The sequence below is a fragment of the Faecalibacterium prausnitzii genome, assembly GCF_019967995.1.
Classification (GTDB): Bacteria; Bacillota; Clostridia; order Oscillospirales; family Ruminococcaceae; genus Faecalibacterium; species Faecalibacterium prausnitzii_E.
The window spans coordinates 388,524-412,216 of sequence record NZ_CP065377.1 but is presented as its reverse complement, the minus strand read 5'-3'; the positions used below and the strand labels follow the sequence as shown (position 1 = coordinate 412,216).

General features: G+C 62.0%; 16 protein-coding genes. 5 read left to right on the top strand and 11 right to left on the bottom strand.

From position 1 onward, the window contains the following. Positions 1 to 2: 2 nt before the first annotated feature. The 3 genes from I5P96_RS02070 to I5P96_RS02060 form a co-directional block, all read right to left on the bottom strand. Entirely contained in the window at positions 3 to 1,319 is a 1,317-nt protein-coding gene (locus tag I5P96_RS02070) for an HlyC/CorC family transporter (RefSeq protein ID WP_223382900.1), read from the bottom strand. A gap of 210 nt (positions 1,320 to 1,529) precedes the next feature. Further along, the gene (gene clpB, locus I5P96_RS02065) at positions 1,530 to 4,142 is read right to left on the bottom strand and encodes an ATP-dependent chaperone ClpB (RefSeq protein ID WP_223382899.1); all 2,613 of its coding nucleotides are present in this window, start codon (positions 4,140 to 4,142) and stop codon (positions 1,530 to 1,532) included. A 228-nt stretch (positions 4,143 to 4,370) separates the two neighbouring features. Next, positions 4,371 to 5,240 (bottom strand): phosphoribosylaminoimidazolesuccinocarboxamide synthase, encoded by an 870-nt coding sequence (locus I5P96_RS02060; protein WP_097793079.1) that lies wholly within the window; start codon positions 5,238 to 5,240, stop codon positions 4,371 to 4,373. A gap of 339 nt (positions 5,241 to 5,579) precedes the next feature. Between I5P96_RS02060 and I5P96_RS02055 the strand changes: the two genes are divergently transcribed. From I5P96_RS02055 to I5P96_RS02035, 5 genes are all read left to right on the top strand, one after another. Beyond that, positions 5,580 to 7,013 carry a 6-phospho-beta-glucosidase gene (locus I5P96_RS02055; RefSeq protein WP_223382898.1) on the top strand — a complete coding sequence of 478 codons (1,434 nt, stop codon included), beginning with the start codon at positions 5,580 to 5,582 and terminating at the stop codon, positions 7,011 to 7,013. Beyond that, entirely contained in the window at positions 6,994 to 7,965 is a 972-nt protein-coding gene (locus I5P96_RS02050; RefSeq protein ID WP_223382897.1) for a glycerophosphodiester phosphodiesterase, read from the top strand. The genes I5P96_RS02055 and I5P96_RS02050 overlap by 20 nt, the downstream gene beginning before the upstream one ends. A 192-nt stretch (positions 7,966 to 8,157) precedes the next feature. Beyond that, a complete protein-coding gene (locus I5P96_RS02045; RefSeq protein WP_223382896.1) occupies positions 8,158 to 8,637 on the top strand; it encodes a MarR family winged helix-turn-helix transcriptional regulator in 480 nt (159 codons plus the stop codon). Positions 8,638 to 8,772: 135 nt separating this feature from the next. Continuing rightward, the gene (locus tag I5P96_RS02040; protein ID WP_223382895.1) at positions 8,773 to 10,524 is read left to right on the top strand and encodes an ABC transporter ATP-binding protein; all 1,752 of its coding nucleotides are present in this window, start codon (positions 8,773 to 8,775) and stop codon (positions 10,522 to 10,524) included. Continuing rightward, positions 10,524 to 12,446: an ABC transporter ATP-binding protein gene (locus tag I5P96_RS02035; protein WP_223382894.1), complete on the top strand. Its 1,923-nt coding sequence runs from the start codon at positions 10,524 to 10,526 to the stop codon at positions 12,444 to 12,446. The genes I5P96_RS02040 and I5P96_RS02035 overlap by 1 nt, the downstream gene beginning before the upstream one ends. 53 nt (positions 12,447 to 12,499) lie before the next feature. On the opposite strand, the gene I5P96_RS02030 is transcribed toward I5P96_RS02035, so the two are convergent. The 8 genes from I5P96_RS02030 to I5P96_RS01995 form a co-directional block, all read right to left on the bottom strand. Next, positions 12,500 to 13,978: a UDP-N-acetylmuramoyl-L-alanyl-D-glutamate--2,6-diaminopimelate ligase gene (locus tag I5P96_RS02030; protein WP_223382893.1), complete on the bottom strand. Its 1,479-nt coding sequence runs from the start codon at positions 13,976 to 13,978 to the stop codon at positions 12,500 to 12,502. Positions 13,979 to 13,995: 17 nt separating this feature from the next. Further along, on the bottom strand, positions 13,996 to 15,561 hold the full coding sequence (locus I5P96_RS02025; RefSeq protein WP_223382892.1) for a cell division protein FtsQ/DivIB: 1,566 nt from the start codon (positions 15,559 to 15,561) through the stop codon (positions 13,996 to 13,998). A gap of 37 nt (positions 15,562 to 15,598) precedes the next feature. Then, entirely contained in the window at positions 15,599 to 16,726 is a 1,128-nt protein-coding gene (murG, locus tag I5P96_RS02020) for an undecaprenyldiphospho-muramoylpentapeptide beta-N-acetylglucosaminyltransferase (RefSeq protein WP_223382891.1), read from the bottom strand. Positions 16,727 to 16,738: 12 nt separating this feature from the next. Further along, complete coding sequence (locus I5P96_RS02015) at positions 16,739 to 18,031, bottom strand: FtsW/RodA/SpoVE family cell cycle protein (RefSeq protein WP_223382890.1); 1,293 nt, start codon at positions 18,029 to 18,031, stop codon at positions 16,739 to 16,741. A 12-nt stretch (positions 18,032 to 18,043) separates the two neighbouring features. Further along, positions 18,044 to 19,096: a glycosyl transferase family 4 gene (locus I5P96_RS02010; RefSeq protein WP_223382889.1), complete on the bottom strand. Its 1,053-nt coding sequence runs from the start codon at positions 19,094 to 19,096 to the stop codon at positions 18,044 to 18,046. 1 nt (position 19,097) lies between these two features. After that, positions 19,098 to 20,468: a UDP-N-acetylmuramoyl-tripeptide--D-alanyl-D-alanine ligase gene (locus I5P96_RS02005; protein WP_223382888.1), complete on the bottom strand. Its 1,371-nt coding sequence runs from the start codon at positions 20,466 to 20,468 to the stop codon at positions 19,098 to 19,100. A gap of 151 nt (positions 20,469 to 20,619) precedes the next feature. Next, a complete protein-coding gene (locus I5P96_RS02000) occupies positions 20,620 to 23,115 on the bottom strand; it encodes a peptidoglycan D,D-transpeptidase FtsI family protein (RefSeq protein WP_223382887.1) in 2,496 nt (831 codons plus the stop codon). Between the two features lie 62 nt (positions 23,116 to 23,177). Then, the gene (locus I5P96_RS01995) at positions 23,178 to 23,666 is read right to left on the bottom strand and encodes a cell division protein FtsL (protein WP_097793092.1); all 489 of its coding nucleotides are present in this window, start codon (positions 23,664 to 23,666) and stop codon (positions 23,178 to 23,180) included. Positions 23,667 to 23,693: the final 27 nt, after the last annotated feature.

Genomic DNA, 23,693 nt, shown 5'->3' with positions numbered 1-23,693 from the left:
CGTCAGCGGTTCTCCCGCGCGGAAAGCCGGGGAAATCGCTTTTCCTTTTCGTCGTCCTTCTCCTCGGCGTCCACAGGTTCTGCGGGCGTGAGGCGGACCTCGGTGACGCGGCGGCGGGCCGTGCGGGTCACGACGCCGTCGTACTCGCCGAGGGTGAAGTGGTCGCCCACCTTGGGCAGATGGCAGGTCTTTTCCTGCACGAGGCCGTTCACGGTGTTGGAGTCGATGTCCTCATCTTCGGGCAGCTCCAGCGTTTCGAACAGGTCATCCACGCTGGCGGAACCGGCCACCAGCCAGCTGCCGTCCGACTGCTTGCGGAAGTCCTCCGTCTCCTCGTCATGCTCATCCCAGATCTCACCCACCAGCTCTTCGAGGATATCTTCCAGCGTGATGATACCCTCGGTGCCGCCGTATTCATCCACGACGACCGCCATATGGTGATGCTGCTCCCGCAGGATGCGCAGCAGCTGCGAGATCTGCGTGGAGCCGGTGGTATACAGGGTGGGGGCCACCAGATCGTCGATCTTCGTCTCCTTTTTCAGGCGGGCAATGTAGAAGTCCTTTTCATGGACGACACCGATGATGTTGTCGATGGTGCCATGATAGACCGGCAGGCGGGAGTAACCGGACTCCGCAAAGGTCTGCGCCAGTTCTTCCAGCGGGATATCGTCCGCCACCGCCACCACATCCACACGGGGGGTCAGGATCTCTTCCACCTCCACGTCATCGAACTCGATGGCGCTGCGGATCAGCTCACTCTCGCGGTCGGTCAGCTCACCGTCGTTCTCAGCCTCGCTGACCATGGTCATCAGCTCGCCCTCGGTGATGGTGTCGCTCTCGCTGCTGTGAACAAAATGGTTCAGCAGCCGTTTCCACTGGCTGAACAGCCATGTCAGCGGGGTAAACACCACCATCAGCAGGCTGAGTGCCGGCGCAACTGCGGTGGCTACCGTTTCCGGCATCTCCTTGGCCAGGCTCTTGGGGCTCACCTCGCCGAAGATCAGCACCACGATGGTCAACACGATGGTGGAGACCGTAGCGCCCCGCTCTGCACCCAGCATCTGGGTGAAAATGATGGTGCCGATCGAGGCTGCGGCAATGTTTACGATGTTGTTGCCCACCAGAATGGTGGACAGGAGCTTATCGTATTTTTCTGCCATTGCCAGCACACGGGCGGCCGTGCGGTCGCCATCGTCGGCCCGGCTTTTCAGGCGGATCTGATTCAGGGAAGAAAATGCGGTCTCGGATGCGGAGAAAAAGGCGGAGAACGCCACCAATACTACCAGCGCTACCCAAAGCGTCATACTGCCATCGTCCATAATAAAGGAAAATCACACTCCTATGTTGTTGTGAACCTCTCAGGCATTGCGAAGCAATGCCTGAGAGATCCTGAATATTAAAAAATGCTTTTCACCGTTGCTCTCGACGATGAAAAGCACTTTGTTCAACGTTTATCATATCATATTCTGCACCCCCGCGCAAGTGTTACTGCTCACACGAAGGTACAGAACTGGTAAAATCAACGTGATTTATCGCAGGATCAGGGCGCTGCCGTCGTAATCCACCGTCAAAGTGGTACCCTCGGCGTAGTCGCCCCGGATGATGGCCTTGGCGATGAGGGTCTCGACCCGGCTCTGGATGAACCGCTTGATAGGCCGTGCACCATAGACGCTGTCGTAAGCAGAGTCGATGATGAAGTCCTTGGCGGCGGTGGTCACATCCAGTTTCAGATGCTTGCCCTCGTCCATGCGGCGGCGCAGGTCGTCGAGCTGCAGGTCCACGATGCTGCGCATCTCATCCTTGGTCAGGCTCTTGTAGTAGACGATCTCGTCCAGACGGTTCAGGAACTCCGGGCGGAACTTCGACTTGAGCAGCGCGTCGATCTGCTGGCGGGCCTCCGGGCTCAGCTCGTTGGAACCGCTGGCGCGGGCACGCTCCAGATCGTTCAGGATGATGTCGCTGCCTAGATTGGACGTCAGGATGATGACGGTGTTCTTGAAGTCCACGGTGCGGCCCTGGCTGTCGGTGATGCGGCCATCATCCAGCACCTGAAGCAGGATGTTGAAGACGTCCGGATGGGCCTTTTCCACCTCATCGAACAGCACAACGCTGTAGGGCTTGCGGCGGACGGCCTCGGTCAGCTGACCGCCCTCTTCGTAACCGACGTATCCCGGAGGCGCGCCGATCAGGCGGCTGACGCTGAATTTCTCCATATACTCCGTCATGTCGATACGGACCATATTCCGCTCATCGTCGAACAATGCCTGTGCCAGCGCCTTGGCCAGCTCGGTCTTGCCGACGCCGGTGGGGCCGAGGAAGAGGAAGCTGCCGATGGGGCGGTTCGGGTTGGCGATGCCGGCGCGGCTGCGCAGGATGGCTTCGCTGACCTTGGTGACAGCCTCATCCTGGCCGATGACCCGCTTATGGAGCACATCGTCCAGATGCAGCAGCTTCTCGCGCTCGCCTTCCACCAGCTTCTCGACCGGGATGCCGGTCCAGCGGGCCACGATGCGGGCGATCTCCTCGTCGGTCACGCGGTCGCGCAGGAGGCTGTCCTCCTTCTTCTCGTTGGCCAGCTTCTCTTCGGCTTCCAGCTGTTTCTGCAATTCGGGCAGTCTGCCATACTTCAGCTCCGCAGCCTTGTTCAGGTCATACTCGCGCTGCGCCTTCTCAATGGCGGCATTGGTCTGCTCGATCTGCTCGCGCAGGGTCTGCACCTTGCCGATGGCGTTCTTCTCGTTCTCCCACTTTGCCTTCATGCTGCGGAATTGATCCTGCAATTCGGCCAGTTCTTTTTCCAGGTCGCGCAGACGGCTCTGGCTGAGCGCATCGGTCTCCTTTTTCAGGCTGACCTGCTCGATCTGCAGCTGGGTGATGCGGTGGGCCAGATCATCCATCTCGCTGGGCATACTGTCCATCTCGGTCTTGATCATGGCGCAGGCTTCATCCACCAGGTCGATGGCCTTATCCGGCAGGAACCGATCGGTGATATAGCGGTCGGACAGGGTGGCGGCGGCGATCAGGGCGTTGTCGCTGATCTTGACACCGTGGAAAACCTCGTACCGCTCCTTCAGGCCGCGCAGGATGGAGATGGTGTCCTCAACGGTCGGTTCATCCACCTGCACCGGCTGGAACCGGCGTTCCAAAGCGGGGTCCTTCTCGATATACTGGCGGTACTCGTCCAGCGTCGTCGCACCGATGCAGTGCAGCTCGCCGCGGGCCAGCATGGGTTTGAGCAGGTTGCCCGCATCCATGGCACCGTCGGTCTTGCCTGCACCGACGATGGTGTGCAGCTCATCAATGAAGAGGATGATCTTGCCCTCGCTCTTCTTCACCTCATTCAGAACGCTCTTCAGGCGCTCCTCGAACTCGCCGCGGTACTTTGCACCGGCCACCAGAGCGCCCATATCCAGGCTGAACACGGTGCGGTCTTTCAGGTTTTCGGGCACATCGCCGCGCACGATCCGTTCGGCCAGACCCTCAGCGATAGCCGTCTTGCCGACGCCCGGCTCACCGATCAGGCAGGGGTTGTTCTTCGTCTTACGGGACAGGATGCGGATGACGTTGCGGATCTCCTGATCCCGCCCGATGACGGGGTCCAGCTTCTGCTTGCGGGCCAGGTCTACCAGATCCTGACCGTATTTTTGCAGGGCGTTGTAGGTGTCCTCCGGGTTGTCATTGGTCACGCGCTGATTGCCGCGCACGGCCGTCAGCTGCTGTAAGAAGGCATCTTTCCGGATGTTGAACGCGCGGAACAGGTCTGCGGTGTTCTGGGTCTGCTCGTCCAGCAGGCCGAGGAACACATGCTCGACACTGACGTATTCGTCCTTCATCGCCTTGGCCTCGCGGGCAGCGGCGCTCAGGACCTTATCGGTGGCCTGCGAGATATAGACCTTGTCCGGGTCACGGCCGGAGCCGGACACACGGGGCAGCGCCGAGAGCTTTTCGGCCACTGCGGCGGAAAAGCTGCCGGGGTCTACATTCAGCTTCTGGAGCAGCTGCGGGATAAGCCCCTGCTCCTGCGATGCCAGTGCGTGCAGCAGGTGTTCCGGCTCCAGTGCATTGTGCTGGTACTCCACAGCCAGCTGCTGAGCAGCCTGCAGCGCTTCCAGCGTCTTCTGGGTATATTGATTGGTATTCATAGAATCGACCTCCATTCGTACCGGATGTTGATTTAGCAGTCGTTCATTGGATATGCTATTTTGTTTTTAGCACTCTATCTATTTGACTGCTAAAATTATATTCCAAACCCCCTGTGATGTCAAGAGCGCAGGCCCCTGCTCCACGGAAATTCACAAAAAGTTTGCAAATAAAAAGTGCCCTGCCGAAAAAGCAGGGCACCGTTCTAATATTTGATCGAATGTCAGCGATCAGAGCTTTTTGCCCGTCAGCATCTCATAGGCTTCGAGGTATTTCTCGATGGTCTTGTCGATGACGTCCTGGGGCAGGTCGTAGTTGCTGTCCGGGTTGGCCTTGAGCCAGTTGCGGACGAACTGCTTGTCAAAAGAGGGCTGGCCGTGGCCTGCCTCATAGCCTTCCAGCGGCCAGAAGCGGGAGGAATCGGGGGTCAGCATCTCGTCGCCCAGAACGACATTGCCGTTCTCGTCCAGACCGAACTCAAACTTGGTGTCGGCGATGATGATGCCGCGGCTCAGGGCGTATTCTGCGCACTTCTTGTACAGCGCAATGGTATAGTCCCGCAGCTTGGTGGCGTACTCTTCACCGTGGCCGGGGAACTGCTTTTCCAGCACAGTGATGCTCTGCTCGTAGGAGATGTTCTCGTCGTGGTCGCCGATCTCCGCCTTGGTGGAGGGGGTGTAGATGGGCTCCGGCAGCTTCTCAGACTCCTGCAGGCCCTCCGGCAGCTGGATGCCGCAGACCTTGCCGGTCTTCTGGTAGCTGGCCCAGCCGCTGCCGGTGATGTAGCCGCGCACGATGCACTCGATGGGCAGCATGGTCAGCTTGCGACACTTCATGCACTTGCCCTCGAACTGGGGCTGCTGGAAGAACTCCGGCATATCCTTCGTGTCCACGCTCAGCATGTGGTTGGGCAGCACATCGCGGGTGTAGTCGAACCAGAACTTGCTCATCTGGGTCAGCACCTTGCCCTTGTTGGTCACTTTATTTTTCAGGATCACGTCGAATGCGGAAATGCGATCCGTTGCGACCATGATCAGGCTGTCGCCGTTGTCATAGATCTCGCGGACCTTTCCTTCTTTGATAGGCTGGAACTCCTTCATCGCAAAACACTCCATTTTCCTTATTTCGATGTTCTACTGTTTCCTTTGTGCGGCCGCTCCGGCCATGCGGCAGAGCGCGCACAGAGGAGCCATCCCCCTGTGCGAACAGGCCGAACGGCTTTTTCTTACGTATCCAGTCTATCATATTTTCTGTCCGTTGGGAAGAAACAGAATGGAAGGAAAATCTCCCGGTTTTTCAGATTTTCTCGTGAAAACTGCAAAAAATCACGCTCGATTTTCGTCAAAATGACGGAAATAGTCATACTTTCGTCCTTGAATGCCCTCCCGGAACATGATAAAATGAAGGCAGCAGAATTTTTGTTCAGGAGGTATTTTTTCATGGGCAGATTTCCGAAAGACTTTTTATGGGGCGGTGCCACCGCCGCCAACCAGTGCGAGGGTGCCTACAACGAAGGCGGGCGCGGGCTGGCCAATGTGGATGTCGTTCCCTTTGGCGAGGACCGCTTCCCGGTGATGTTCGGCAAGCTGAAGATGCTGGAATGCGATGACCAGCACTACTACCCCTCGCACGAAGCCATCGACATGTACCACCACTTCAAGGAGGACATCGCCCTCTTCGCCGAGATGGGCTTCCGGTGCTACCGCCTGTCCATCGCGTGGACCCGCATCCTGCCCCACGGCGACGATGCAGAGCCCAACGAAGAGGGGCTGGCCTTCTACGATGCGCTGTTCGATGAGTGCCGCAAGTACGGCATCGAACCGCTGGTCACCATCTGCCACTTCGATGCGCCCATCGCGCTCATTCAGAAGTATGGCGGCTGGAAAGACCGCCGGATGGTGGATGCCTACGTCCACTACTGCGACATCATCTTCCGCCGCTATAAAGATAAGGTAAAATACTGGCTGACCTTCAACGAGATCAACATGCTGCTGCACATGCCCTTCATGGGGGCAGGCCTGCTGTTTGAGCCCGGCGAGAACGTCGAACAGGCCAAGTATCAGGCCGCTCATCACGAGCTGGTGGCCAGCGCCAAAGCCGTCCAGCTGGCGCACGAGATCATGCCCGGCTGCATGGTGGGCTGTATGCTGGCCGCAGGCGAGTTCTACCCCCGCACCTGCGCCCCGGCGGATGTGCAGGCCGCTGCCGAAGCCGACCGCAACAATTACTTCTTCATCGACGTCCAGTCCCGCGGTGCCTACCCGGTCTGGGCCAAAAAGCGGATGGAGCGGGCTGGCATCCAGCTGCGCACCGAGCCGGACGATGACCAGACCCTGCGCGAGGGCACTGTGGACTTCATCTCCTTCAGCTACTATTCCAGCCGCTGCATCACGGTGGACCCGGAGCTGTTGGAGCAGGCTGACGGCAACGCCCTCGGCGCGGCGACCCGAAACCCCTACCTCAAGGCCAGTGCGTGGGGCTGGCCCATCGACCCGGTGGGCCTGCGCATCACCATGAACACCCTCTACGACCGCTACCAGAAGCCGCTGTTCATCGTGGAGAACGGTCTGGGCGCGGTGGACACGGTGGAGCCGGACGGTTCCATCCACGACAGCTACCGCATCGACTATCTGCGCGCCCACATCGAGCAGATGGAAAAGGCCATCAACGAGGACGGCCTGCCCCTGCTGGGCTACACCACCTGGGGCCCCATCGACCTTGTCTCCGCCTCCACCGGTGAGATGAAGAAGCGCTACGGCTTCATTTATGTAGACAAGGACAACGCCGGAAACGGCACCCTGACCCGCAGCCGGAAGGACAGCTTCTACTGGTATAAAAAGGTCATTGCGACCGATGGTGAAGACCTTGCCTGAGATCATTGCACACCGCGGGGCAACCTATCTTGCCCCCGAAAACACCCTGTCCGCCTTTCGCAACGCCATTGACCTCGGTGCCGACGGCGTTGAGATGGACGTCCAGCAGACCCGCGACCATGGCCTCATCATCCACCACGACTACCTCATCGACATCGGCACCGAGCTCTCCGCCAAGATCTACGACCTGACCGTCGGTGAGCTGCGCTCCATCGACCTGACCAAATGGAACGGCGTCAGCCTCACCACCGAGAGACTGGCCACTCTGGACGAAGCGCTGGCCTGCTGCAAAGAAATGGAGGGCTGCACCGTCCAGCTGGAACTGAAGGCCCCCATCCTCCCCGACCCGGACTTCGTGCCCCATGTCGTGGACTGCATCCGCGCTTCCGGCATCGCAGACCGGCTGCTCCTCGTCTCGTTCCGCCACGACCTGCTTCAGCAGGCCAAGGCGCTGATGCCGGAACTGCGCATCGGCGTCCTGACCCTGGGCGACCTGCTCAGCATGATGCTCCCGCCGCCGGTGATCTGGCAGGATCTGGGCCTTGTCAACAGCATGGACGAGCCGCTGGACGAGGAGAACTGCCCCGCCCTGAAAAAACAGGTGGGCATGGTCTCCAGTGCTATTTCGGACAAGTTGACTCTCATCGCGGCTCTTTACCCGCAGATGTCGGTCCAGCAGATCCTCGCCACCCTGTCCGCGCAGGCAGACCCCGCCGCCTATGTCCGGACGCTGGGTTTCCCGGTGGAGCTGGTCAGCTGCGAGTACCACACCGCCTTCGCCAACCCGGAGGTGGTCAACCAGCTCCACGACGCCGGCTGCAAGGCCGCGTTCTGGACCGTCAACACCGAGGATGTCGTCCGCTCTCTGGTGCCTCTCGGCCCGGACTGCTTTGTCACCGACCGCCCCGACGTCATCCGCGAATGGATCGAAAAAGCACAGGCTGAAACGTAACGGAACCCCTCTCCGCTCTTGCCTTGCCATGCAGCTCCCCCTTTGGAAGCGCTGGCGCACGGCGAGACGGAGAGGGGTTTATTTTTTCATAAACGCTCTTGACATTCCGGGATGCGAGGGTTAGAATGGTATCGTATCAAACAGTTTTATTCAAAACAATCATCCATCCAACAATTCAAAGGACGAACCATCATGTGTGACAAAATCAACTCCAGCTGCCCGCCGGTAACGCCCCCCTGGGAGCCGCCGCAGGTCATCCCGGCGCAGATGCGCCGGGTCAACAACCTGATCTTCCGCAAGATCAACCAGTTCCACCGCGAAAATGAGGTCGAGGACGTGACCCCGATGCACGAGTGGATCCTGAGCTACCTGTTCTGGCACAGGGACGAACCCGTCTACCAGCGGGACATCGAGCGGGAGTTCTCCATCACCCGCTCCACTGTGACCAATATTTTGCAGCTCATGGAGCGCAAAGGCTACATCGAGCGTCAGAGCGTACCGCAGGACGCCCGGCTCAAGCGCCTGGTGCTGACCGAAAAGGGGGCCTGCATCCGCGAAAAGACCATGCAGGCCCTGCACCAGACCGACGAATTTGTGGAGAGCCTGCTCACCCCGGAGGAGAACGCCGAGCTGCTCCGCCTGCTGAACAAGCTGCGCAAGGGCCTGCAGTGACCCCGCGAATCGTACGATTTTTGAGAGTTTCATGACTTTTTTCGGAACTTTGCAAAAACGCATTGACAATTAAATTGTTTTGTATAGAATTGTTCTTTGTCAAACAAAAAAAACAAAAAACAGGAGGATTACCAGATGATCAAAAAATTAGTGTCACATCTGGGCGAGTACAAACGCGCCGCGATCCTGACACCGATCATTTCCGCATTGGAAGCGGTCATGGACGTTCTGCTGCCCACCATCATGGCCTTTATCATCGACCAGGGCATTGAAAAGGGCGACATGAACGCCGTCATCAAATACGGTCTGCTCACCTTCCTGGTGGCCGCCATTGCGCTGCTGCTGGGTGTGCTGGCCGGCAAATTTGCCGCCGAGGCTTCCACCGGCCTTGCCGGCAACCTGCGCGACGCGATGTATGAGAACATCCAGCATTTTTCCTTCTCCAACATCGACAAATACTCCACGGCCGGTCTGGTCACCCGCATGACCACCGACGTGACCAACGTGCAGAACGCCTTCCAGATGATCGAGCGCATGTGTGTGCGCGCCCCGGTGCATCTGGTCTTCGCGCTTCTCATGGCTTCCGCCATCAGCGGCACCCTGTCGCTGGTGTTCGTGGTGGCCATCGTCTTCCTGGTGGCGGTGCTGGCCTCCATCATGATCCCCACCTTCAAGATCTTTGACCGCGTGTTCAAAAACTACGACAACCTGAACGCCTCGGTGCAGGAGAACATCTCCGCCATCCGCGTGGTCAAGAGCTTCGTCCGCGAGCACTTCGAGAACGAGAAATACACCACCGCCTGCGAGAGCCTGTACAAGCAGTTCGTCAGCGCCGAGAGCCGCCTGAGCTTCAACAACCCCGCCATGCTGGTCTCCGTCTACGGCTGCAACATCGCCCTGAGCTGGTTTGGTGCCCACTACGTGCTGAACGGTTCCATCACCACCGGCCAGCTGAACGCCCTGTTCGGCTACATCATGAACATCCTGATGGCCCTGATGATGCTGAGCATGGCCTTCGTCATGATCTCCATGTCCGCTTCCTCTGCCCGCCGCATCGTGGAAGTGCTGGACGAGACCACCGACCTGCCCGCCCCCAAGGCCCCGGTGGACACCGTGGCCGACGGCAGCATTGCGTTCGACCATGTCACCTTCAAGTACAAGCATGGTTCCGGCCAGCCTGTCCTGAACGACATCACCTTCACCATCCGGCCCGGCGAGACGCTGGGCATCATCGGCGGCACCGGCAGCGCAAAATCCAGCCTGGTGCAGCTCATCCCCCGCCTGTACGACCCGGAGACCGGCTCGGTCAAGGTCGGCGGCGTGGATGTCCGCGACTACAATCTCAATGTGCTCCGCCGCGAGGTCTCGATGGTACTGCAAAAGAATGTCCTGTTCTCCGGCACCATCCTCGACAACCTGCGCTGGGGCGATGAGAACGCCAGCGAGGAAGAGTGCATCCGGGTGGCCAAGCTGGCCTGCGCCGATGAATTCATCGAGCGCTTCCCCGACAAGTACAATACCTGGATCGAGCAGGGCGGCTCGAACGTTTCCGGCGGCCAGAAGCAGCGCCTGACCATCGCCCGCGCCCTGCTGCGCAAGCCCAAGGTGCTGATCCTGGACGACTCCACCAGCGCCGTGGATACCGCCACCGACGCCAAGATCCGCAAGGCGTTCCGGGAAGAGATCCCCGGCACCACCAAGATCATCATCGCACAGCGCATCTCCTCCGTGCAGGATGCCGACCGCATCCTGGTGCTGGACAACGGCCAGATCAACGGCCTGGGCACCCACGAGGAGCTGCTGAAGACCAATACCATCTATCAGGAAGTCTACAACAGCCAGACCCAGAGCAGCGGCGACTTCGACAAACAGGGAGGTGAGCAGTAATGGCACAGGTGAAAGAAGTTCGCGGCCCCGGCCCGCGCGGCGCAGGCCAGCCCCGGCCCAAGGTCGAAAATCCGGGTCTGCTGCTCAAGCGGATCATGGACGAAGTGTTCCAGCACTATCTGCCCCACTGCATCTTCGTTCTGGTGTGCATCGTGGTCAGCGCGCTGGCCAATGTGCAGGCCAGCCTCTTCCTCAAGACCCTCATTGATGATTACATCGTGCCCATGACCCAGCAGGCCACCCCCGATTTCGGCCCGCTGGCCGCAGCACTGGGCCGCATCGGCTGCGTTTACGCCGTCGGCGTTCTGGCCGCGTGGCTCAATTCCCGCATCATGGTCAACGTGACCCAGGGCACCCTGCGCAACCTGCGCACCAAGCTCTTCACCCACATGGAGAGCCTGCCCATCCGGTATTTTGACCAGCACCCCCACGGCGACATCATGTCCGTGTACACCAACGACGTCGATACCCTGCGCCAGATGCTCAGCCAGAGCATCCCGCAGCTGACGTCCAGCGCCATCACCATCGTTTCCGTCCTCACCAGCATGGTGCTGATGAGCTGGCAGCTCACCCTCGTGACCCTGTGCATGGTGGCTCTGATGCTCTTCTGCACCAAGAAGATCACCTCCATGAGCGGCAAGTACTTCATCGCCCAGCAGAAAGACCTGGGCAAGGTGAACGGCTACATTGAAGAGATGATGGAGGGCCAGAAGGTCGTCAAGGTCTTCACCCACGAGCAGAAGACGCTGGACGGCTTCCGTGCACTGAACGACAAGTTGAAGGACAGTGCCAAGCAGGCCAACGGCTACGCCAACATCATCATGCCCGTCACGGCGCAGCTGGGCAACATCAGCTATGCAGTCTGCGCTCTGGTGGGCGCTGCCATGGCCGTCGGCAATGTCGGCGGCATGACGCTGGGCACCGTCATGGCCTTCCTCTCCCTGAACAAGAGCTTCAACATGCCCATCAGCCAGGTGTCCATGCAGGCCAACAGCATCATCATGGCTCTGGCCGGTGCCGAGCGCATCTTCAAGATGATGGACGAGACCAGCGAGACCGATGAGGGCTACGTCACCCTCGTCAACGCCAAATACGATGCGAACGACCAGCTGGTCGAGACCACCGACCGCACCGGCCTCTGGGCATGGAAGCACCCCCACCACGACGGCACCACCACCTACCACAAGCTGGCAGGCGACATCACCTTCACCGATGTCGATTTTGGCTATGTGCCGGAGAAGACCGTCCTCCACGACATCAACCTCTATGGCCGCCCCGGCCAGAAGATCGCTTTCGTCGGCTCCACCGGTGCCGGCAAGACGACCATCACCAACCTCATCAACCGCTTCTACGACATCTCAGATGGTAAGATCCGCTACGACGGCATCAACATCTCCAAGATCAAAAAGGATGACCTCCGCCGCTCTCTCGGCATCGTGCTGCAGGACACCCACCTGTTCACCGGCACGGTCATGGAGAACATCCGCTACGGCCGTCTGGAAGCCAGCGATGAAGAGTGCATCGCCGCTGCCCGTCTGGCCAACGCCGACGGCTTCATCAAGCGCCTGCCCGATGGCTACAACACCATGCTGACCAACGACGGTGCCAACCTCTCGCAGGGCCAGCGTCAGCTGCTGGCCATCGCCCGCGCGGCGGTCGCAGACCCGCCGGTGCTGATCCTGGATGAGGCCACCTCCTCCATCGACACCCGCACCGAGGCACTGGTCCAGCGCGGCATGGACGGCCTGATGTATGGCCGCACCTCCTTCGTCATCGCTCACCGCCTGTCCACCGTCCGCAATGCAGACTGCATCGTGGTCCTGGAGCAGGGCCGCATCATCGAGCGCGGCAGCCACGACGAGCTGATTGCCAAAAAGGGCAAGTATTACCAGCTCTACACCGGCAACCTGGCCGAGAACTGAGCATAAAAATACGGAGCATCGCTACGGCGATGCTCCGTATTTTTTATGTCTGCTTATTCCAGCCCGATCTGCTGGGCGTATTCTTCCAGCAGTTCCCGCTCCAGAAATGGGGTCTTGACGCCCATCCGGTCGCGGTAAGTCTCGTGGCCCTTGCCGATGACGGCGATCAGGTCGCCCTCCTGGGCGTGGTCTACGGCGTAATGCAGTGCATCCAGCCGGTCGGGGATCTCCACGAATTTTGCGTCCGGGTTGCCCTTGTTCATGCCCACCCGGATATCGGCGAGGATGTCCTCGACCTTTTCGAAGCGGTTGTTGTCCTCGGTAAGGATGGAGAAATCGGCCATTTTGGCGCAGGTCTCGCCCATGCCGTAGCGGCGCAGCTTGGAGCGGTTGCCGCCACAGCCGAACACCACCACCAGCCGGTGCGGCTTGTAGGCCCGCAGGGTGGTGAGCAGGCTCTCGGTGGAGACCTCATTGTGGGCGTAGTCCAGCAGGATGGTGAACTTTTTGCTGATGGGCACCAGCTCCACGCGGCCCTTGACGACGCACTTGCCCAGACCCTCGTGGATGGCGGCATCGGGCAGGCCCAGCACCTTACCCACGGCCAGCGCGGCCAGCGCGTTGTATACGCTGAACTCACCGGGCATATTCACCCGGACGTCCATGTCGTCCTTGCCGGAGACGTGGAAGGCCACCCCCAGAAAATCGTGGGTGCGCAGCAGCTCGCAGCCCTCGGCGCGGTAGTCGGCCCTCTCGCTGCGGCCATAGGTCACCAGCTTGCAGGTGTGGCCTTCCAGCAGGGCCTCGGTGTTCTCGTCGTCGATGTTCACGACGCCGACGTCGCACCGCTTGAACAGCTGGCCCTTCCAGCTGCGGTACTCCTCAAAGGTCTTGTGCTCGCCGGGGCCGATGTGGTCCGGCGAAAGGTTCGTGAAGACGCCGACGTCGTAGTGAATGCCCGCCACGCGGTCCATCATCAGGCCCTGGCTGGACACCTCCATCAGCGCCACATCACAGCCTGCATCCACGAACTGGCGGAAGGTCTTTTGCAGCTCGTAGCTTTCGGGGGTGGTGTTTGCGGTCTCCTGATGGCGGCCCATGAAATAGATGCCGTTGGTGCCGATCATGCCCACCTTTTTGCCGGCGGCTTCCAGCACGCTCTTGATCATGTGGGTGGTGGTGGTCTTGCCCTTGGTGCCGGTGACGCCGATCACGGTCATCTGCCGGGCCGGGTTGCCGAAGAGATTGCAGCTCATCAGCGCCATGGCATAGCGGCTGTTCTCCACCTTCACAACGGTCACGTCCGGCATGGCAGACAGGTCGATGTCATGCTGGATGACCAGTACGCTCACGCCTTTGGCGGCGCAGTCGGCCGCAAAGGTGTGGCTGTCGCGCTGGGTGCCCACGATGCAGACGAAGGCCATGCCCTCGGCTGCCTTGCGGCTGTCGTAGATGATATCGGTCACTTCGGTCTCCAGACTGCCCTGCACAAGGGCAAAGGGGACGCCTTCCATCAATTGTTCCAGTTTCATACATGAACCTCACTTCTTCAGTTTGCAGCCCCGGTGCCTGCCGTATCCTGCGCGGCGGGGGCCGGGTCTGTCTCTGTGGTCGGAGCCTGGGCATCGTCCGCAGGCTGTGCAGCGGCGCCCGCCGGGGGCGCTGCTTCATCGGCGGCACCCTCTGCGGTGCTGTCCGCCGTTTCCTCTGCCGGGGCTTCCTCCGGTGTCGTCGGCTCCGGCACGACATAGCCGGACGGCAGCTCCGGCTCGCCCTGCGCAAAGGTGAATTTGCGGGTGCTGGACATGCTGATGTGGGTGAAGTCCAGCGTACCGGTGTCGGTGGCCGCACAGCCCTTGCCGTCCTCATTGAGCAGCACATGCCGGGCCAGCTTGAGCTTGTAGTCCAGTTCGTTCAGGGTGCCCAGCCGGACGCTGATGCGGTCCTGATACAGGAACGCCATCTCCTCCGGGTCGGCGAACTCGATGCGGGTGACATCCCCGCGCATCCCGGCGGTATCCAGCGCCGTCAGCAGAGTGCTGAGAGCCTCCAGACGCTTGTCGCCCGCCTCCTCTTCCACGGCAGCGGAGGCGCTGGCCGCGTCGGAGGCACTCTCCGAAGCGGTGCTGCTGTCTGCCGGTTTTTCCTCCTCGAAGCACAGCTGCTCGCCGGGGTCCGAGAAGATCGGCTCGCCGCCATACAGCGTGGGCAGGCCGGCGGGCTGGGCGGAGTCCGCCGCCAGGATCTTCAGACCGACCGAGAGGGTCAGCCAGCCCTTTGCCGTCTGCATGGCGTAGGCGGGCTGGGCTTCCGCCACCCGCACGACCACGGTGCTGGGGTAGTCCCGCTCCACATGGATGTCCTCCAGCATGGGGAAGACCTTTTCCAGCGCGGCGGCTTTGGCAGCGGGGTCAAAGCTGAAGATGTTCTCTTCTTTCTGGACACCCAGCGCCTGCAGGATCTGCTCGCTGGAGTAGCCGCCCGCTTCGCTCACCACGCCGTCCGCCGTCCGCACCTCAATGGTGTTGATCTTGAACAGCATGGTGACCGTCAAATAGATGCCTGCCGCAATGACGCAGAGCAGCATGGCCAGCGCGGTCAGGCGCTGGATGGCTCTGCGGCGTCGGAGGGCCTTGCGGGTCATCTTCCGTTTCTTTTTTCCTTCCCGGCGGGCGGGGTCCCGCAGGTTCGCCTGCGTAGGGCGGAGCCGCTGGCCGCTGGCCGGGTGCCGGGCGTTCGGGTTCTGAGGCCGGGCCTTCCCATTGCGGGGCCGCTGGCTCTGCGGCGCGCTTGTTCTCCGCTGGTTCTGGCGCGGCGCATTGGGTGCCCGGTTCCGGGAAGGGTTCTGCTTCTGGACGGGGCGGACTCCGGTGGGGAACTGAATGCTGTTGTCCGGGTAGCTGCCGGAGCCGGTATCCCGCGCCGCATAGCGGCTGGGCCGGGGCGCATCGGGGTCATAGTTCGGGTTGGTCACCGGGTGTCTGCCGGGCGTCGTGGAGCTTGGATAACCCACATTGCTCCGGTCTGCCGGGCGGCTGGGCCGGGTGTCCCGCGCCTGATCGTAGACCGGGCGGCGCTTCCCATTCTTTTTCCGGTTCTGGGGTCGGTCTGCCATTGGGCCGCACCTCCTTTCCTTTGGATTTCACGTTCTGTTACGGGGTCTTGACCAGCTGGAGCAGGGCACTGGCGATGCGGTCCAGGCTGTCGTCCACCGAGAGCTTCCGGGCGTTCTGGCCCATCTGCGCCAGCTTGCCTGGCTCGGCCAGCAGGTCGGCCACGGTGGCCACGAGTGCTTCGCCGGTCAGGTCTTTTTCCTCAATGACCACCGCAGCCCCGGCTTTTTGCAGCTCCATGGCGTTGTAATACTGGTGGTTCTCGGCCACATTGGGGCTGGGGATGAGGATCGCAGCGCGGCCCACGGCCTCCAGCTCGGCCAGCGTCAGAGCACCGGCGCGGCTGATGACGAGGTCTGCCGCGGCCAGCAGCTCCGGCATGTTGTTGATATATTCCTTCACGACAAGGCTGTCGCCGGGGGCAAAGCCCTTCTCTTTTTCCAGATTCTGGAACAGCTCTACGCCGTACTGGCCGGTGGCATGCAGGTGCAGCACCGGCTTCTGATTTTTCTGCTCCCAGGCGCAGAGGTCGGCCACGACCTCATTGACCCGCCGTGCTCCCAGACTGCCGCCGAACGACAGGATGACCGTGCGGTCCCCTGCACCCAGTTCGGCGCGAATGGCGTCGCGGTTCCCGGCCTGGGCGAACACCTCCGGCCGCACCGGGTTGCCCACCACGCGGGTCTTTTCGGGGGCACCCAGCTTTTCCACGGCAGCGGGCACAGCGGCGAACACGATGTCCACATCCGGGGCCAGCAGCTTGTTGGTCACGCCGGGGAAGGCGTTCTGCTCATGCAGGGCGGTCTTGATGCCCATTTTGGCGGCGCAGCGCACCACCGGGCCGGACACATAGCCGCCGCAGCCGATGACCAGATCGGGCTGCACCTCGCGCATCATCTTCCGGGCCGTGGGGCCGGAGAGGGCCAGATTCCACAGCGTGATGAGGTTCCGCTTGATGTTGTGCAGCGAGAGCTTCCGCTGGAAGCCTGTGATCTCGATGTGGTGGAAGGGATAGCCCGCCTGGGTCACCAGACGGTACTCCATCCCCTCTTTGCGGCCGGCAAAATGGATCTCGGCCGTCGGGTCTGCTTTTTTCAGTGCACCGGCAATGGCCAGTGCGGGGTTGATATGGCCGGCCGTGCCGCCGGCAGCGATCAGAACACGCATCTTGGTTCCTCCTTATGATTCGGTCCGCGCTCTGCGCGCGGTATCCAGCACGATGGTCTTTTCCCGGCGGCGGGCCTCCCGCTCCTCGTGGGCGCGGCGGCGCTCCTGACGGATGCGCTCACCGTTGCGGCCAATGTTGACCATGACCCCCATCTCCGCCAGCAGCAAAATCAGGCTCGTGCCGCCGGAGGAGAAGAAAGGCAGTGAAATGCCGGTGTTGGGCAGCGTGTTGGTGACGACCGCGATGTTGCAGAACACCTGCCACGCGATCTGCGCCATGATGCCGATGCCCACCAGCGTGCAGAAGCGGTTCTCGGCGTGGAAAGCCAGCCAGAACCCCTGCACGAGGAAGACCACGAACAGCACGATGACCAGCACGGCCCCCGCAAAGCCCAGCTCCTCACAGACGACGCTGAAGATGAAGTCGTTGGTGCTTTCGGGCAGCCAGAGCTGCTTTTCGATGCTGTTGCCCAGCCCCAGGCCCGTCACGCCGCCGGAGCCGATGGCGTACAGACTTTGCAGGGTCTGGTCTGTCATCTTGGTCAGGTCCTGCGTCCAGCCGTCCAGACGGCTCTGTAAGTAGGGGATGGAGTCGATGTGCTGCAGGATCGTTTCCAGCAGAAAAATGCCGGTTGCACCCCCCACCCAGGTGATGACGCCGCCGTTGCCGCCCAGCAGCAGGATGGTGCCCACCATGGCGGTGGTCAGCACGATGCCGGACATGTGCGGCTCCATCACGAGCAGCAGGATGACCGGCAGCAGCGGGAGCAGCGGCAGGAGCAGCTCCCGCACCAGCCGCTGCTGCAGCCACGGCCCCACCGGCACCTGGCCGCTGCGGCTGGGGTCCAGTTTTTCCAGCCGGGGGGCCTTGGCCGCGATGTGGGCCGTGAGCAGGATCATCTCAAACTTTGCGATCTCCGAAACCTGCACCGTCATACCGGCCACGCGCAGCCAGCGCTTGCAGCCGTTCAGCGGGGTGCTGAACAGCACCAGCACCAGCAGCGCCAGCACAAGGAAATACCCCGGCCAGACCAGCCTGCGGAGCAGACGGTGGTCTACATAGGAGAACAAAAACATGGCCACAAGGCCCAGCCCCAGGCAGAGCACCTGGGATTTGATGTAGTGCAGGCTGTCGCCAAAGCGGAGATAGCCTGTGGTATAGCTGGCGCTGAACAGCATCACCAGCCCGAATACGATGATGATGCCCAGCGTTGCCAGCCAGTAGAGCAGAATGGGAGACCAGGGGCCGGGGTCCCGCTGCAGCAGCGCGAACGGCTCCGGCTTTTTTCGGCGGATGGTTGCCATCTGCACACCTCCTCAACTGATTTTTGCCCATTGCAGGGCCAGCGCCGCGCCCAGCAGGGCGAGCACGCAGAATGTATAAAAGATCTGCACCGCACTGCTGCCGCGCAGCTCCATCCAGCGGTGGAGCGGGGCCGTGCGGAAGAGCTGCTTTTTCCCATGCGTGGTTTGATAGACCGCGATCTGCACCGCCACCATGCCGCCCTCCAGCCAGTAGGGCAGCCCCAGCGGGAGCGCAAGGTCCGGCCAGCCGATGCACAGCGGCGCACAGCCCAGTGCCCCGGCCAGAAACAGGCTGCCCACGCTGCCCAGCCGCAGCCGGGCGGGTGGGAAGTTCCAGAGCAGGAACGCCATCAGTGCCCCGGCCAGCGCCGCCGGGAAGACGGCCAGCGGGAACCAGCCGAGGATGGTCATGCAGAGCATCAGGCCCAGCTGGGCCGCAAATGCGGTGCCGCAGCACAGGCCGTCGATGCCGTCCGCGATGCGGACACTCTCGGCCAGCGCCACAAGGCCCGCTTCCCAGACCAGCGGAGCCAGAACGCCCAGCTCCACATAGCCCAGGCCCGGCAGGGCCAGCCCGGTGGCAAGGCAGCGGCTGGCCCCCAGCAGCAGGAGCACCACGGCACCGGCCCCCGCTTCCAGCAGCAGGCGGGTGCCCCGGCGCAGGCCCAGCGGGGCACGGCGGCGGATGCGGGCCAGGTCATCGGCCAGGCCGACGCCGCCGAACAGCAGCGCCCCGAACAGGGCGATGAGCAGCCGGGTGGAGAGCAGGCCCTCCGTGCCCAGCAGCTGCGGTTCGGCCACGCAGGCGGCGGTCCAGCCCACACCCACGGCGGCCAGCACCCCCACCATCAGGCAGAGCCCGCCCATCGTGGGCGGCTGGGCTGGGCGCTCCGGCGCTTCGTCCGAGTCCTGGCTTGGCGCAGCGTCCGGCCGTTCCGGCTCCGGCGGGCGGGTGGGCTGCTGGCGGCTCTGGAAGGCCCGCAGCAGCGGCACCATCAGATTCCCCATCGCCGCCGTGAGGACGAACCCCAGTGTCGATGCGACGATCAAGGCAAAACGGATCATATCACTGCTGCTCCTTGTAGAAGAGTTCCAGCACCTTTTCCAGCGCCATGCCGCGGCTGGCTTTGACCAGCAGCGCATCGCCCGGCTGCATCAGCCGGAGCAGGGCGTCGGCGGCTTCGCGGTAGGTGTTGGCGTGCAGGGTGGTCAGGCCCTTGGCCGCAGCCACCACGGCCGTGCGTCGGGCCTGCTCGCCGTAGGTGATGAGGGTGTCGATGCCGCTTTCCGCCGCCTGACGGCCCACCTCCTCGTGGGCCTCACGGCTCAGGTCTCCCAGCTCCAGCATATCGCCCAGCAGGGCAAAGCGGCGCTTGCAGGGGTACTCCCGGAACATGGCCAGCGCGGCCTTCATGCTGTCTGGATTGGCGTTGTAGCAGTCCTCAATGACATCCACGCCGTTGCTGTGCACGATCTTCTGGCGCATCCCGGTCTGCTCAAAGTTGCTGATGCCCCGCAGCACCTTCCGGGCATTGAGGCCCAGCCGGGTGGCGGCGCAATAGGCGGCCAGCGCATTGGCCACGTTGTGGCGGCCCATCGCAGGGATGTGTACCATAAAGGTGCCCTCCTCGTGGTCTTCGAGCACGAAGCTCATGCCGTCGGCCTCCTGCTGGATGGACAGGGCGCAGACATCCGCGCCCTCGTCGCCCAGGCTGAACCAGACGGGCCGGACATGCTCCGGCAGCTCTGCCTTCCGCAGGAAGGGGTCGTCGCCGTTCAGCACCAGCGGAGCGCCCTCCGGCAGACCGGCGCAGATCTCCAGCTTGGCCTTGCAGATGTTCTCCTGACTGCCCAGGTTGCCGATGTGGGACACGCCGATGCAGGTGATGATGCCCACATCCGGGCGGGCGCAGCGGCTCAGCCGCTCGATCTCGCCCAGGTGGCTCATGCCCATCTCGACGACGGCGTATTCGGTCTCGTTCCCGATGCGGAACATCGTGCGGGGCAGGCCCAGCTCATTGTTCTGGTTGCCCTCGGTCTTGATGGTATTGCCGAAGCCCTCGATGGCAGCATAGCACATCTGCTTGGTGGTGGTCTTGCCCACGCTGCCCGTCACGCCCACGACTCTGGGGTGGAACTGGCTGCGGTAGTTGGCCCCCATCACCATCATGGCATGGTAGCTGTCCGCGCAGAGCACGGCCTTTTCCGCCGGGACGCCCTCGACCGGGTGGTTCAGCACCACACAGAAGGCCCCGGCTTCCAGCGCTCTGGCTGCAAAGTCGTGGCCGTCGAATCGTTCGCCCGGAAAGGCCACAAAGATGCAGCCGGGGCAGACCTCGCGGCTGTCGGTGGTCACAAGGGACACTTCGGCGTCCCCGGTGTCAAAGCCTTCCGGCGCAAGGCCGTTCAGCAGAATGCTTGCTCTGATCTTTTCCATACGATACTCTCCCTTTTCCTGATATCACTCGATCGTCTTCCATACGAGATGCCGTTCCTCTTACCAACAGCCCCCAGCAGATTGGATCCTCACGACCCGGCTGCCAATGACTCTCCCTTGGGGAGAGCTGGCGCGAAGCGCCTGAGAGGGTCTACCCGCAGGTGATGGTCACGAGGGTGCCGCGCTGGACGCTGGCCCCCGCCGCCTCGCTCTGCTCCTGGACCAGGCCATTCGCGTCGCCGGCCACAATGCAGTTGAGCCCGGCTGCTGCCAGCATCTGGCGGGCAAAATCCGCGCTCTTGCCCGTCACATCCGGCACCTCCGTGTGCCTGCCTTCGTATGTATCGGTATACAGATACACCGTGGTGCCGTAGGGCACCTCCGCGCCTGCGCGCGGGTACTGGTAGGTGACCACCGCGCCCGCCTGGCTGGCGTCGCTCTCGGCCAGCTGGTGCTTGAGGCCCTTGATGTTCAGCGAGACCTGCGCATTGCTCCACTCGTTGCCGATGAGGTTGGGCACCTTGACGATGGTGCCGCTGCGGTCGGTGCCGTCGGTGGCGATGCCAAGGTAGGGCGCGATCTCACTGATGATGTTGCCGACGACGGGCGCAGCCAGAATGGACGAGTAGTCCGTTTTGGCGTTGTTGGGGTCGTCGAGCATGACGTAGACGAGGATCTCCGGGTCGTCGGCGGGCAGGACCGCCACAAAGGAAGCGACCTTCTTGTAGTCGCCATCGCTGCGGCGGTCCATGTTCAGCTGCTCGGACGTGCCGGACTTGCCGCCGATGCGGTAGCCTGCCACGTAGGCGCGACCGCCGCCGCCCTGGGTGCCGTCCGCCACTTCATATTCCATGATCTGGCGGATGGCCTTGCTGGCGCTCTCGCTGATGACCTGGCGGCGGACGTTTGCCCCCACCTCTTCGATGACGTTGCCGTTCTGGTCGGTGATCTTATCCACCACATGGGGGGTGACGAGATAGCCGCCGTTGACGGCAGCGGAGATGGCCGTGCAGACCTGCAGCGGCGTGACCGCCATGGCCTGACCGAAGGCCGACGAGGCCAGCTCGACTTCACCCAGGCGGCTCTTGCTGTAATACTGCATGAAGTTCGTCTCGCTGGGCAGGTCCACGCCGGTGCGCTCGGTGAAGCCGAAGGCGTCAAAGTAATCATAGAACAGGCTGGAACCGATGCGCTGGCCCAGCTGGATGAAGTAGATGTTACAGCTGTTCCGCAGCGCTTCGGCCAGATTCTGGACGCCGTGAGCCTTTTTGCCGGCGCAGTGATAGGTCTCCTTGGCGACGCCGTAGGCACCGGAACAGTTCAGCGTGGTGTTGATGGTCGCCTTGCCGGAGTCCACCCCCATGGCCGCCGTGATGACCTTGAAGACGCTTCCGGGGTAGTACAGCTCGGTGATGGTCTTGTTCTTCCACTGGATGTCGCGGTAATAGCCGGAATAATCGCCCTCCGGGTCCAGCACCTTGTTGCCGTTCGCATCTGTGACATAGCTGCCGTCCTCATTCTTGAGGTAGATGCCGTAGAGTTCCGGTTCGGCGTGGACCAGCTCGTTGAGATAGGCCTCGTTGGCGGTGTAATCCAGCGCGTTATTGGGGTCGAAGTCCGGCTTGGAGGCCATGGCCAGGATGGCACCGGTCTTGACGTTCATCACGATGGCCGCGCCGCGGTTCTCGACGTTGTTGGCCGAGATGGCCTCGTTCAGGTAGCGCTCCGCCACCTCCTGGATGTTCACATCCAGCGACAGCACCAGATTGGAGCCGTCCTTGGCAGCGTAGGTGGTGGCGTTTTCGTCCGCGATGGCATTGCCGTAAGCGTTGCGCAGGGTGATGGTGCGGCCATTGACGCCCGCCAGCGTGGATTCGTAGGATTTTTCCAGGCCGTAGGTACCGTAGCCGTCGGCATCGCAGAAGCCCAGCACCGCCGCCGCAAAGGCTCCGTAGGGGTAATCCCGCTGGAAGCTCTTGGTGGACGAGACAGAGATGCGGCCCTTGCGGATGCCCTTGTCGGCATCGGCCTTTTTGTGGGCCTTGTTGTATGCGGTGACGTATTGTTCAATGGACAGCTTGATGGCGTTGTTCACCTTGGTGGCCAGCGTCTGGTAGGCCGAGTCGCTCTTGGACAGGGCATCGTACACCGCCTGATACTGGGTCTGGTAGGCCGCCGAGGAGGTGTCCACGCTGTCCAGGCTCTCACCGTCGCCGGAGAGCAGCCGCAGGGTGATCTGGGTGCTGACCTCCTGCAATGCGGCAGGGTCGGCCGTCCTGGTCACCTCGCCGGTGTCGTCGTTCTTGCTGCTGGTAAACAGGGCCGTGCTGTAGCTGGGGTCGGCCCAGATGGTCCAGACCACGCTGGTGGAGGCCAGCGTGATGCCGGACGTGTCGTAGATCTCGCCGCGGGTCGCCTGGATGGTGCTGTCCAGCAGCTGCTGCTGGGCCGCATACTGGCGGAAGGTCGCGCCGTTCTTGATCTGGATATTGTACAAGCTGTGGATGACGATGCCTGCCGCCGCCACGACGAACACCACCGCTGCGCCAAAGCTGAAATGCCGCAGCCGTGCGCTCAGCCGCTCGTGCGGGTCGGCGCGGCGCAGCCGGTAAAGCCCTTTTTTGTTCTTGGAGGATGGTTCCTGCATGTTGGTTTGACTCCTGAGAAACCGAAAAAGCGTGCGCTGCCGCACGCTTTTCCTGTTTTATTTTAGTTTGCGCGGTTCACGCGGCCCATGACCATCATGGCACCGTCGTGCAGCAAGTCGGTCCACTGCCGCACAGCGGACTCCTTGCGGACAAGGACGCTGCCCTCGTCCAGGCGGATATAGGTGATCTGGCTCTGGTCGATTTTCATCAGACCGAGGCGGGTGGCCGTCTCTTCCACGCTGGTGATGTTGGTGCGGTTGTTCAGTGCACTGTTGTAGTAGGTGTACTGGCTCTGCTCGCTGACGAGCTCTGCCTTGGCGTTCTGGATCTTGCTGTTCAGCTCCACCAGCTGGGACTCGCTCCACAGCAGGCTGACGGCAAAGCCCACCAGCAGCGCCGCCGAGAGCAGCTGCAATGCGTGCTGCATGGCAGCGCGCACCGGGTTCAGCCGGGGCTTGCCGCCTTTTTCCACCCGCAGCGGAACGTTCCTCTGCGTCTGGGGTGCTCTTCTGCGGCGCACCTCTGTCATATCATATGCTGCCTGGCCCATGGTACTCTCCTCCTCACTGATACTCCG